This is a genomic window from Streptomyces sp. NBC_00209 (assembly GCF_045206345.1).
GTDB lineage: Bacteria > Actinomycetota > Actinomycetes > Streptomycetales > Streptomycetaceae > Streptomyces.
This window is the reverse complement of the sequence record NZ_CP108121.1, coordinates 3421167-3432568: the sequence shown is the minus strand read 5'-3', so window position 1 is coordinate 3432568 and position 11402 is coordinate 3421167. Positions and strand designations below refer to the sequence as shown.

General features: G+C 71.3%; 11 protein-coding genes. 2 read left to right on the top strand and 9 right to left on the bottom strand.

Annotated elements, in window-relative coordinates; all coding sequences use genetic code 11:
- Positions 1 to 11: 11 nt before the first annotated feature.
- From OG867_RS15465 to OG867_RS15450, 4 genes are all read right to left on the bottom strand, one after another.
- Positions 12 to 461 carry a copper chaperone PCu(A)C gene (locus tag OG867_RS15465; protein WP_328901222.1) on the bottom strand — a complete coding sequence of 150 codons (450 nt, stop codon included), beginning with the start codon at positions 459 to 461 and terminating at the stop codon, positions 12 to 14.
- Positions 458 to 1111 (bottom strand): SCO family protein, encoded by a 654-nt coding sequence (locus OG867_RS15460; RefSeq protein WP_406285900.1) that lies wholly within the window; start codon positions 1109 to 1111, stop codon positions 458 to 460. Before OG867_RS15460 ends, OG867_RS15465 begins: the two co-directional genes overlap by 4 nt.
- A 69-nt stretch (positions 1112 to 1180) precedes the next feature.
- On the bottom strand, positions 1181 to 1909 hold the full coding sequence (locus tag OG867_RS15455; protein ID WP_406285898.1) for a YcnI family protein: 729 nt from the start codon (positions 1907 to 1909) through the stop codon (positions 1181 to 1183).
- A gap of 140 nt (positions 1910 to 2049) precedes the next feature.
- Entirely contained in the window at positions 2050 to 2865 is an 816-nt protein-coding gene (locus OG867_RS15450; protein WP_406285896.1) for a hypothetical protein, read from the bottom strand.
- 269 nt (positions 2866 to 3134) lie between these two features.
- Between OG867_RS15450 and OG867_RS15445 the strand changes: the two genes are divergently transcribed.
- Complete coding sequence (locus tag OG867_RS15445) at positions 3135 to 3692, top strand: ATP-binding protein (protein ID WP_406285893.1); 558 nt, start codon at positions 3135 to 3137, stop codon at positions 3690 to 3692.
- A gap of 36 nt (positions 3693 to 3728) precedes the next feature.
- Here the strand turns inward: OG867_RS15445 and OG867_RS15440 are convergent, their stop codons facing one another.
- Together OG867_RS15440 and OG867_RS15435 are read right to left on the bottom strand one after the other, a co-directional pair.
- The gene (locus tag OG867_RS15440) at positions 3729 to 5189 is read right to left on the bottom strand and encodes an aminopeptidase P family protein (RefSeq protein ID WP_406285891.1); all 1461 of its coding nucleotides are present in this window, start codon (positions 5187 to 5189) and stop codon (positions 3729 to 3731) included.
- Between the two features lie 98 nt (positions 5190 to 5287).
- A complete protein-coding gene (locus tag OG867_RS15435) occupies positions 5288 to 6775 on the bottom strand; it encodes a PP2C family protein-serine/threonine phosphatase (RefSeq protein ID WP_406285889.1) in 1488 nt (495 codons plus the stop codon).
- A gap of 478 nt (positions 6776 to 7253) precedes the next feature.
- Between OG867_RS15435 and OG867_RS15430 the strand changes: the two genes are divergently transcribed.
- Complete coding sequence (locus OG867_RS15430; protein ID WP_406285887.1) at positions 7254 to 7952, top strand: bifunctional DNA primase/polymerase; 699 nt, start codon at positions 7254 to 7256, stop codon at positions 7950 to 7952.
- Positions 7953 to 8558: 606 nt separating this feature from the next.
- Here the strand turns inward: OG867_RS15430 and OG867_RS15425 are convergent.
- The 3 genes from OG867_RS15425 to OG867_RS15415 all read right to left on the bottom strand — a co-directional run bounded on the left by OG867_RS15425 (position 8559) and on the right by OG867_RS15415 (position 11264).
- Entirely contained in the window at positions 8559 to 9524 is a 966-nt protein-coding gene (locus OG867_RS15425; protein WP_328901230.1) for a DUF5926 family protein, read from the bottom strand.
- Between the two features lie 118 nt (positions 9525 to 9642).
- Entirely contained in the window at positions 9643 to 10107 is a 465-nt protein-coding gene (locus tag OG867_RS15420; RefSeq protein ID WP_406290972.1) for an ATP-binding protein, read from the bottom strand.
- Positions 10108 to 10415: 308 nt separating this feature from the next.
- A complete protein-coding gene (locus OG867_RS15415; RefSeq protein ID WP_406285885.1) occupies positions 10416 to 11264 on the bottom strand; it encodes a glycerophosphodiester phosphodiesterase in 849 nt (282 codons plus the stop codon).
- Positions 11265 to 11402 lie beyond the last annotated feature (138 nt).

The window sequence follows — 11402 nt, the reverse complement described above, 5'->3', positions numbered from 1 at the left end:
GTGTCAGTCCCTCACTGCTTCTTCGGGTTGTGGGTGGTCTCCTTCACGGGAAGGTCGACCTCGATCGCGCCGGCCTTCGCGAAGTGCAGTTCCACGGACACCTTCTGGCCCTGCTTGGGCTGCTTCTTGAGCTTCATGAACATGATGTGGCTGCCACCACGTTCGAGGTCCAGCTCACCGCCCGCGGGCACGTCGAAGGACGTCACCTTCCGCATGACCTGGTCCTTCGTCTCGTGGATCGTGACGTCGTCCGAGAGCGGGCTGGTGACCGAGGTGAGGCGGTCGTCGCCGGTGCCGTTGTTCTGCACGACGAGGAAGCCGGCCGCCATGTCGTTGACGGGCTGCGGCATGAATCCGCCGACGACCTTCAGCTGCGGCTTGTCCGAGGAGGTCGAGCACCCCGCCAGCGTCAGGCCCGCGGTCACGGCCAGGACGGCGGCGAGGGTGGTGCGGTGGTTCACGGGTTCTCCCCCTTGACGATCTTGGGGAGGTCCTTGGTGTAGTCGTCGGGCGTGGTGTCCTCGCTGTACAGCACGTAGCCCTTGTCGGTCTTCGGGGAGAAGGCGATGACCTGCGAGCCGTGCATCGAGACGACCGTGCCGTCCTTCTCCTTCTTCGGCGGGGAGATGCCGATGCCGATCTGCCGGGCGCCCGCCTGGATGGCGGGGAAGTCGCCGGTGAGACCGATGAAGGAGGGGTCCTGCGCCTTGAGCCAGCTGCCGAGGGAGGCCGGGGTGTCCCGTTCCGGGTCGGTGGTGACGAAGACGACCCGGAGGTTGTCCTGGTCGGCCTTGGGCAGGGCCTTCTTGGCGATGGCGATGTTGCTCATGATGAGCGGGCAGACATCGGGGCAGTTGGTGTAGCCGAAGTAGATGAGCGTCGGCTTGCCCTCGGTCTCCTTGCGCAGGTCGTACTTCTTGCCGTGCGTGTCGGTCAGGACGAGGTCGGGCTTGGTGAACGGCTGGTCGAGCACCGTCGCGGCCTGCGTCTTCGTCTGCATCGACACGTCGGCCACGGGCTTCTTGCTGTCGTTGTCACTGCCGCCGCAGGCGGACAGGGCGAGCGCGGCCGCGACGACGAGCGCCGCGGCCGGAATGATCTTCTTAACCATGGAGCGCTGTTCCTGAGGAGTCGGTGGAGCGGGTGGGGGCCAGGGAGAGCCTGGCCCCCGTGGGGCCTGTCAGGTAGTACGCCGGCGTCCGGCCAGGACACCGAAGGCCACGCCGGCGACGCCGATGACGATGCCGACGATGCCGAGCACCCGGGCCGTGTTGTCCTCGGAGTCGGAGGAGGAGGCCGAGGCGGTGGTGGTCTCGCCGCTCTTCTCAGCGGAGTCCGAGGACTTCGAGTCCGCGCCGGCCGCCCCGTGCGCGTCGTCGGCCGCAGCCGTCAGCTTGAGGACGGGCGCGGGGGACTCGGGCTCGTCGGCGCCTTCCTTGGGCTCCTCGATCCAGCGCACGACCTCCTTGTTGGAGTACGTCTGGATCGCCTTGAACACCAGCTGGTCGGCGTCCTCCGGAAGCTGGCCGACGGAGAGCGGGAACTGCTGGAAGCGGCCGGGCTCGATCTTGCCGCCGGTCCAGGTGACCTTGGAGACGGCCTCGTTGATCGTCTTGCCGTGCATCTGCAGCGGCTTGGCCAGCTTGCTCGTCGTCACCTTGATGTCCCAGCCGGGCACCGGCTGCGGCATGACGGACGCCAGCGGGTGGTCGGTCGGGAAGTTCACTTCGAGCTTGGTCGTCGAGGCGTTGTCACGCTCGTTGGGGACCTTGAAGTTGATGACGGCGTAGCCGCCCTTGGCGGCCTCGCCCTGCGGCTGGACGCTCACGTGGGCGGAGGCCGTACCGGCGAGCAGCAGCACGGTGGACGCGGCGACGCCGCCGGCGAGGGCGATGCGGGAAACGTTCATGACAGGGATCACTCCACAGGGCACGAAGGAAGGGTGCTCCGGCGCACGGGTGCGCACCGGTATCGCGACGCCACTTCCGTACGGTGAAATGCGCGCCCAGGCCAGAAGGGGCCGGGGCGCATCGCGTGGAGGGCGTCGCGTCAGGCTGCGAGAGCGAGCACGGAGGGCGGTCCGCGCCTGATCACCAGGTGCTGCAACGGATCCCCGGTGGCCGGGCACGGTGCGTCCACGGCGGTACGAGGGGTGCGCGGCCCGGTCGCGGGCCCGCCGGCCAGGCCGGTGCGCAGGGCGGCGACGAGCAGGAACGCGTCCCGCAGCGCCCGGAGCCGGGCCCCGGCCGCGACCTGCTGGGCGCCGTGCGCCGACAGCCGGGCGAGCCGGAACAGGGCGACCTCGCCCCGCCGCAGCAGCCAGCCGGTGGCCAGGGCGGCCAGCAGGTGCCCGAGGAGCATGGGCAGGCTGGGAAGCGTGTGGAGGAGGCCGGCCGGGGTGGCCCATGCGGGGCCGGAAGGGACGGCGGCCAGATGCTGGTGCGCCTGAGCGGTCACCCCCGCCGGGTCGATGCCCGCGGTGCCGACGATGTGCCGCGCGTCGGCGGCGTTCAGCTGCTGGGGTCCGGCGCCGCAGACGAGGCTCGCCGCGAACCGGATCAGCGCGTCGTCGCCGCCCGTCGCCCCGGGGGTCATGGTGTGCGTGCCCAGCCCGAACAGGGTGTGCAGGGCGAGTTGTCCGCCGGCCAGGGCCGCGGCGATGGAGGGCAGTGAGCGTTCGCGTCCGGCGAGGGGGACGGCCACCGCGAGGACGCCGAGGAAACCGGCGAGCAGCGTCCACCAGGGGACGGTCGCGCAGGCGGCCAGCGCGTGCCCGGCCGCGGACAACGCGACGCAGACCGCGGCGAACACCGCGGCCCTCAGTAGCCGTAGACCGGCTCCGGCGCGTCCCACTGACACAGACATGGCGGGCCCATCATCGCACCCGGCCCCCCGCCTCCGTACGGCAGGTCCGGAAGGTCGTCTTCCGGGCGGATTGGGTGTGAGCAGGGCCGTTCGCGCTGATTCCGGCAGCTCCCGGGCCGGGCGTAACGGGCGTGTGGGACCCGGAATACACCGGTGTGGTGCATCCGGCTATCCGCCGAATGGGCGGCATCAGAGCATGCACGTGCTTACGACCGCCCGAGTGCGGCAATACGTAGCGGTATGTCTAGCCGCAACCGGGAGGCCGGAGCATGAGCATCTGGTGGTCACTCCATTTGCGGCGCGACGCTGCGAGCGTCCCGCTCGCCCGCCGGTTCCTGCTCGGCACGATGGAATCCGCGGGCGTGGACCCGGACATCTCCTTCGACCTGTCTCTCGCGCTCAGCGAAGCCTGTGCGAACGCGGTCGAGCACGGCGGGGAGTACGGCGGGGAGTACGGCTCCACCTCCGACGGCACCGGGAAGGACCGGGACGCCTGGGAGGATCCGTCGGCCACGGCCAGTGGCCAGTACCGGGTCACCGCGTATCTGGACGGCGAGAAGTGCCGCATCGAAGTCGCCGATTCGGGGCCCGGTTTTCCCACGCGGGGCGGGCCTTACACGTCGGAGCGGCAGCCCGGGAGCGGACTGCCGGACCCGCAGTACGCGTCGTATCCGCCCGTCACCGCCGAGGAGGGACGGGGCCTGTGCCTGATCGAACAGCTCGCCGACCACGTCCACTTCGGCAACCGCCCGGGGTGCGCCGGCGCGGTCGTGAGCTTCGACAAGGTCCTGAAATGGCGGAAGGACGCCCTGCTCATGGTGTCCTGAGCGGGGCGCCCCTCCTTGCGTGGCGCAGGCGGCGGATCAGCCCTTGAGCCGGGCCATCCACGCCTCGACCTCGTCTGCCTGCCGGGGCAGCTTGTCCGACAGGTTCCGGTTGCCGTCCTCGGTGACGAGGATGTCGTCCTCGATCCGGACGCCGATGCCGCGGTACTCCTCGGGCACGGTGAGGTCGTCGGCCTGGAAGTAGAGCCCGGGCTCGACGGTGAGGCAGACGCCGGGCTCCAGGGTGCCGTTCACGTACGCCTCGGTGCGCGCGGCGGCGCAGTCGTGGACGTCCATGCCGAGCATGTGGCCGGTGCCGTGCAAGGTCCAGCGGCGCTGGAGGCCCAGCTCCAGGACCTTCTCCACCGACAGGTCGCCGAGCAGGCCCCACTCGACGAGCTTCTCGGTGAGGACCCGCTGTGCGGCGTCGTGGAAGTCGCGGAAGTCGGCGCCGGGCTTGACCGCGGCGATACCCGCCTCCTGCGCCTCGTACACCGCGTCGTAGATCTTGCGCTGGAGCGGTGTGAACGTGCCGCTGATGGGAAGGGTGCGGGTCACGTCGGCCGTGTAGAGGTCGTTGGTCTCCACCCCGGCGTCCAGCAGCAGCAGCTCGCCCGAGCGGACGGCGCCGTCGTTGCGCACCCAGTGCAGGGTGGTCGCGTGCGGCCCCGCGGCGCAGATCGAGCCGTACCCGATGTCGTTGCCCTCGATGCGGGCGCGCAGGAAGAACGTTCCCTCGATGTAGCGCTCGCTGGTGGCCTCGGCCTTGTCGAGGACCTTCACGACGTCCTCGAAGCCGCGCGCGGTGATGTCGCACGCCTTCGTCAGCTCGGCGATCTCGAAGGCGTCCTTCACCAGGCGCGCCTCGGAGAGGCAGACCCGCAGCTCCTCGTCGCGCTCGGCGGTGATCTTGTCGGTCAGGGCGGCCTCGATGCCGGCGTCGTGGCCGCGGACGTTGCGGACGGGGCCGGTGGCCTCGGCCAGCGCGGCGGGCAGCTCGCGGACGTCCTTGGCAGGGATGCCCAGCAGCTGCTCGGCCTCGGTGAGGGAGTGGCGACGGCCGACCCACAGCTCGCCCTGGCCGTCGAGCCAGAACTCGCCGTTCTCCCGGTTCGAGCGGGGCAGCAGGTAGACGGTCGCCTCGTGGCCGTCGTCCGTCGGCTCCAGGACGAGGACGCCGTCCTGCGTCTGGTCGCCGGTGAGGTACGCGTACTCGGTGGAGGCGCGGAAGGCGTACTCGGTGTCATTGGAACGGGTCTTCAGCCGGCCCGCGGGAATGACCAGCCGCTCGCCGGGGAAGCGCGCGGACAGCGCGGCACGGCGGTCGGCGGTGTGACCGGCCTGGACGATCGGCTCCAGACCGTTCAGCTCGGTATCGGCCCAGCCGGACTGCATGCTCGCGGCGAGTTCGTCGGACACGCCCGGGTACAGGCCGTTCTTCCGCTGCTTGACCGGCTCTGTCTCTTCGGTCTCCGGGGTCTCCGGGAACTCCTCAGACACGACTGTTCTCCTTGATACGACACTGGACCTCCCCCATCGTACGGGCGTACGGAAGGGGGCCCAGGGCCGGAAGACCTCTTACACGCGAAGGTCCCGGCTCAGTCGAACCGGGCCGCGAGTACGACCACGTCCTCGGCGCAGTCCGCCCGCCCGGCCCCGTCCGGCAGCACGGTGCGCACCACGTGGTCGGCCACCGAGGCGGCGTCCCCGCGCAGCGCCCTCGGGACGCTCGCCGCCGCCGAATGGAGGCGCGCGTACGCCCGGTCCATCGAGTCGCCGGCCCGGCGCAGCAGCCCGTCGGTGTACAGCAGAACCGTCTCGCCGGGTGCGGGCGTGATGTCCACGCTGGGCGCCTCCCAGCAGGACAGCATGCCCAGCGGGGCGGAGAGCGTGGTCTCCACGTACGAGGTGCGGCGCTCGCCGATGATCAGGGGCGGCGTGTGGCCGGCGCCGGCGAGCAGGATCCTGCGGCGGGCCGGTTCGCAGTACGCGAAGAGTGCGGTCGCCGAACGGGCCGGTTCGGTCAGCCGGAGCAGCAGTTCGAGGTCGGAGAGCACGGCGACCGGGTCCTCGCCCTCCATCACCGCGTACGCGCGCAGTCCGGCGCGCAGCCGTCCCGTGGCGGCGAGCGCGCTGGGGCCCGAGCCGCCCACCGAGCCGACGGCGAGACCGAGGGCGCCCTCCGGCAGGGCCAGCGCGTCGTACCAGTCGCCGCCGCCCTGCGGGGCCACCTCGTGGCGTACGGCGAGCTGGACGCCGGGGATCCGGGGCAGCCGGGTGGGCAGCAGTTCCTCGGCCACGGTGGCGAAGTCGGCCCTGGCCCGCTCCAGTTCCAGCAGGCGGGCCAGGTGCTCGGAGGCGTATCCCGCGTACAGGCCGACGAGGTGGCGCCGGCGTTCCAGGGGTTCCGCGGGTTCGTCGTAGAGCCAGACGGCGGCGCCGAGCCGTCCGGTCGTCGCGGTGGCGAGGGGCAGTGCGTAGCTGGCGGCGTAGCCGAGGCGGGCGGCGACCTCGCGCCTGCGCGGGTCCAGGCCGGTGTCGCCGAGCAGGTCGGGGGTGGTCAGCGGGCCGTCCGGGTGGGGCAGGCCCTCCAGGATGCGTCCGTACGAGGTGGCGCTGCGCGGCACGGTCTCGATCTGGCCCAGTTCGGCGTGGGCCAGTCCGAGCCCGATGGTGCTGACGGGGCCGCGCCGGTCGGACGGTTCGAAGGCGACCAGGCCCCGGCGGGCGCCGACCAGGGCGGCTCCGGCGTCGAGGAACTCGTGCAGTGCGTCGTCCAGGGTGCTGGTTCCGGCCAGGCGCTCGGTGAGCTCGTGGAGCGTGGTGAGGTCGGAGACCCAGCCGGCGAGCCGGTCCTGGATGAAGGCGCCGGGCGCGGCGGGCACCGCCTCGATCGGCCCGGCAGTCTCATCCGAAACCGGAACTGTGGGATCGATTCCGGCCAGTTTTGGCAGGTGCGGAGCGCTCATGGTCGCCGGCTTTCCGAGCGGTGTGTTCCGTCGAATAGCATCGCAAACCCCCATGTCATTCTGCGCCGCTACCAGTGCATCCACATGTACACGCACAAGTGAGGCGATGTCCAGCATTGTCCCCCCGGGAAACCCGGTGTCCACGCCTTAACCAACTTGGCCAAAAAACGCACCTTGCCGTGTGCATTAGCGGTCGACTGGGTCTGCCCGACGGGGGTGCACCTCCGGGTGAAGCCCCTGGGGCGCGTCATTCCAGGCATGCTGGGTACGTAATTCTTTGGATGGCCAGGGGTGGCCCCGCCCGCCCCCGGAACCTGGCAGCGGGCCCGGACGTCCTTTCTTGTGACGGCCGCGCCCCACCCCCGAGTGGCGAGGCCGCACGCACGGACCGCAGAAGCGCCGTGCGCCCCGCACCTCGCCACGATGCCGACCGCAAGCAGCTCGATCCGGCTCAGCACGGCTCACGCTCGGTACCGACGAACGACCCGTACCGCAGGCTCGACGAGCACGTACACCCAGAAGATCCGCAGGCATGGTGTGACCACGCACGATGTGAGGCGGACCCTCGGCGTTCAACGGAAAGGAACGAGCGCTCATGCGCGAGATCCTCGGAAGGCGACGCAGGCTCGGCCGCAGGGGCGGCTCCGCCCGGCTCGACGCGGCTCTGACCTGCGCCACGGAGTGGCAATGGCCCGTGCTCCCCGGAGCGGGGCTGCGCGGGGACGGTGACCGCGGCCGTCGCTGCGCGTGCCCCGATCCCGAGTGCGCGGTGCCCGGCGCGCACCCCTTCGACCCCGGACTGCTCGCCGCGACCACCGACGCCCGGATGGTGCGCTGGTGGTGGACGAACCGGCCGACGGCGCCGGTGCTGCTCGCCACGGGCGGGCGTGCGCCGTGCGCCCTGAGCCTGCCGGCGGTGGCCGGTGCCCGCGCCCTGACCGCGCTCGACCGGGCGGGCCTGCGCCTGGGCCCCGTGGTGGCGTCGCCCACCCGGTGGGCGCTGCTGGTCGCCCCGTACACCCTGGAACGGCTCGGCGAGCTGCTGTACGCGCAGGACCGGGTGCCCAGCTCGCTGCGGTTCCACGGGGAGGGCGGCTACGTCGTCCTGCCGCCGTCGGAGATCGGCACCGGGCAGGTTCGCTGGGAGCGCGCGCCGGAGCGCACTCCGGGTTCGCGCCCCAAGGGCGCCGCGCCGGCCGTGGCGCCCTGGCTGCCGGACGTCGAGGCCGTGCTGGACGCCCTGGTCGAGGCGAGCACGAGTGCCCCGGACGGCGGTAGCAGACTGAAGTACTGAGCGGTTGGGGGCAGGGTTGGCCAGATTCTGATGCGCGCGTGTTCTTTCAGATGGCATTCATTACGGAGTTCTGTCGCTTCTCTGTCCGATCTCCGGTGAATCCCTTCCGTTCTTCCTCGCTCCCCACTCCCTTCCGCCTTGCTTCACGATTTCCGGGTAAACGGCAGGGTGGCTTGTGGCGCAGCCGTTTGTCCGGAGGTGTCGGTGATGCCGCGGAATTCAGGGCGTCGCAAAACCCGGCGGGGCGCAGCTTTCTGATGGCATCTCGGGCGCTTTTCCCGTCCTGGCGCAGGTCCAACCGGCTTCCTGGGCCGCGGGGCTGACGCCGGGCCATCGCGCGGAGGAGCTGGGGCGGGTGAGCGGCGGGTGGACCGGGAGGGGCCCGTACGCGGGCCTGCGCGCCCCCGGGTGCGCGGAGCGCGCCGTACCCGGAAATGAGGATGCCCGGTCGCTGGCGACGGGGGATGCACCAGCGACCGGGCTTCTTGAACCGTAACAAGAGATCTGCCGTTCGCAAATTCGATCTCGCGTATTCGGACAGCGATTTACCTGCCAGTACGGCGAGTTGTGACGGGAGTCACCGTCCGCGCCGAGCGGCGGTCACGGTCAGCTGAGCGTCACCTGGCGGTTGGTGAGCCCGCCGCGCGCCCGCCGCTCCTCGGCGGTGAGCGGCGCGTCCGACGCGAGCGCCGTGGCGAGCCGCTCCGCGAACGCGGCGGCGGGCTTCTCGCAGTCCTCGGCGCCCATCGCGCTCGGCAGGTCCCAGACCGGGACCATCAGTCCGTGCGCCCGGAACGAGCCGACCAGCCGGGTGTCCTCACCGAGCGAGGACTCGCCCGCGGCGTGCAGCCGGGCGAGCGCGTCGAGGAGCTGCTCCTCGACGTGCGGCATGACCCAGCGCAGGTGGTTCTTCTCCGGCGTCTCGCACCAGTAGGCGGCGTCCACGCCCGACAGCAGGGTGGTCGGGATCGCCGCCTCGTTCGCGCGTTCGAGCGAGGCGGACACCTCGGCCGTGGCGTTCTCCGAGTCCGGCACCCAGAACTCGAAGCCGGAGTGGACGACCGGCTCGAAGGCCGCCTCGTTGTCCAGGAGGTCCTGCAGCCGGGGCCCGTCGGCCGGCACGCGGCGGGCGGCCACGGGCGAACCGGGCTCCGCCTCCAGCGCGCGGCTCAGCGTGTCCGCGAGGTCCCGGCTGAGGTCGCCGGAGGAGGTGTCGTTCTGCAGGGCGAGCAGGACGGAGCCGTCGTCGCGGCGCAGCGCGGGCCACGCCATCGGCAGGACCGTAGCGAGCGTCACCGACGGCACGCCCTCGGGCAGACCGCCCTTGAGCGTCAGCCCGGCCGTGGCCGCCGGGACCAGCTCGCGCAGCGCGACCCAGTCGCACTCGCCGGCCAGGCCCTCGAACGGACGCTGGACCAGCTCGGTCACCGCCTGTGCCGCTGCGCGGCCGTGACACGCCTTGTAGCGGCGGCCCGAACCGCACGGGCAGGGCTCACGAGCCCCGACCACCGGGATCTCGGCGTCCTTGAGCTGCTGCTTCCCGGCCTTGGTCTGAGGGCGCTTCTTCGCCATGGTGGGCTTACTCCCGATTGCGACAGTGCGGTCTGGCCCGCGAGCCTAGTCGCCCCGCCGCTCCCCGGTGCACCACTGCGTACGGCCGTCTCGGTCCACGTATGCCCCGCCCGGGTGTTCAGCCCGCGTCATCGAACGCATCGTCGAACGCGCCGCTGAAATCCAGCCCTTCGAGCCCCGGCACGATGGTCGCCTTCGGTGCGCCCGGCAGTCCGGTCATCCCGGCCGGCCGCCCGCTGCCCCGCGCGCCGTGGGAGCCGCGGCCCCCGTCGACCAGCACCCAGACGGTGACCTCGCCCGGAGCGTCGTCCCGTACGCCCCACTCCTGGGCCAGGGCGCTGATGATGTTGAGCCCCCGGCCGCCGCGAGCGGTCACCGAGGGGGTGGCCGGAATCGGCCGGGTCGGGCCGCCCCCGTCCGTCACCTCGACGGTCAGTCCGCCCGTCCTGTCGACACGCCAGGCGGCGCGCACGTCGCCGTCTCCCGTCTCGGTCTGCCAGCCCAGCGGCCTGCCGTGCCGGCAGGCATTGCTGAGCAGTTCGGAAAGAATCAGCACCGCATCGTCGACGACCGAATCCGACACCCCGTGGCTGCGCAACTGCTCGCGCATCCGGTGCCGCGCCTGGCCCACGCCCGCAGGACCATGGGGAACGGCCATGCTCGACGACGTGGGCACCTCCTGTGCCACCATCAACGCCACCCCCGAGACCTCCTTTGCCCCCACGCCACGGAGTGGATGCCCTCCCGAGCTGTGCCGGAAACCGGCCAAGGGGCTGTCAGTGACGCACTCGTCACAAACAGGCACAGTCCGAGTGCGCCGGTGTACTCCCTGTAGTTGATCTCCTGATGAGCAGATGGGCTGATGCGTTCATACGCAAAGGTGCGCCGCGGTCACGACCGGCCGAGCTGGGACAGGACCTGCTTGGGGCGGTTGGTGATGATGGCCTCGACTCCGAGCTGTACGCAGAGCTCGACGTCCTCCGGCTCGTTGACCGTCCAGACGTGCGCCCGGTGTCCGGCCCGGTGGAGCCGTTCGATGTAGCCGGGATGGCTGCGCACGATCCGGACGCTGGGCCCGGCGACCCGCGCCCCGGCGGGCAGCCGTCCGTCGCGCAGTCGGGGCGACACGAACTGCATCAGGTACACGGTGGGCAGATGGGGCACGGCCGCCCGGACGCGGTGCAGCGAGCGGGCCGAGAAGCTCATGACGCGGACCGGCGAAGGGGTACCGGCCGGCGGCGGCGCGTCGAGCTCGAAGCGTTTCAGTAGATGCAGAAGGCGCTCCTCGACCTGCCCCGCCCAGCGGGTGGGGTGCTTGGTCTCGATCGCCAGCTGGAGCGGCCGCCCGGACGCCCGCGTCTCCACGAGGAGTTCGAGCAGCCGTTCCAGGGTGAGTACGGAGGTGAGCTCGCCGGGCACCGGGTCCCAGTCCGGCGACTCCGTGTCGTCGCGGTCCTTCCAGGAGCCGAAGTCGAGGGTGGCGAGGGCGTTCAGCTCCAGGGCGGAGACCGCGCCGCGCCCATTGGACGTACGGTTCACCCTGCGGTCGTGTACGCAGACGAGATGGCCGTCGGCGGTGAGCCGTACGTCGCACTCCAGGGCATCGGCACCGTCCTCGATCGCCTTCCGGTACGCGGCGAGGGTGTGCTCGGGGGCGTCGTCGGACGCGCCCCGGTGGGCGATGACCTGGATGGGATGCTGCATGGGGTGCCGCTGCCGTGCTCGGTTCACCCGGGCCATGGTGTCACCGCGGGAACACGGCCGTGCACACCTTGCGACGCAGGGCCGTTTTGTCCGATGTAAGGGTCGTGCGCAGATGCACAGCTCCTGCTTACAGTGGCCTGACGTGTCGTGGGAAAAGCTGACTGCGGACACGTA

Bases quoted from the DNA above. Each gene is read 5' to 3' on its own strand.
- OG867_RS15450 (WP_406285896.1), bottom strand. From the start codon at position 2,865: ATGTCTGTGTCAGTGGGACGCGCCGGAGCCGGTCTACGGCTACTGAGG.
- OG867_RS15425 (WP_328901230.1), bottom strand. From the start codon at position 9,524: ATGGCGAAGAAGCGCCCTCAGACCAAGGCCGGGAAGCAGCAGCTCAAG.
- OG867_RS15445 (WP_406285893.1), top strand. From the start codon at position 3,135: ATGAGCATCTGGTGGTCACTCCATTTGCGGCGCGACGCTGCGAGCGTC.
- OG867_RS15430 (WP_406285887.1), top strand. From the start codon at position 7,254: ATGCGCGAGATCCTCGGAAGGCGACGCAGGCTCGGCCGCAGGGGCGGC.
- OG867_RS15435 (WP_406285889.1), bottom strand. From the start codon at position 6,775: ATGCTGGACATCGCCTCACTTGTGCGTGTACATGTGGATGCACTGGTA.
- OG867_RS15460 (WP_406285900.1), bottom strand. From the start codon at position 1,111: ATGGTTAAGAAGATCATTCCGGCCGCGGCGCTCGTCGTCGCGGCCGCG.
- OG867_RS15455 (WP_406285898.1), bottom strand. From the start codon at position 1,909: ATGAACGTTTCCCGCATCGCCCTCGCCGGCGGCGTCGCCGCGTCCACC.
- OG867_RS15415 (WP_406285885.1), bottom strand. From the start codon at position 11,264: ATGGCCCGGGTGAACCGAGCACGGCAGCGGCACCCCATGCAGCATCCC.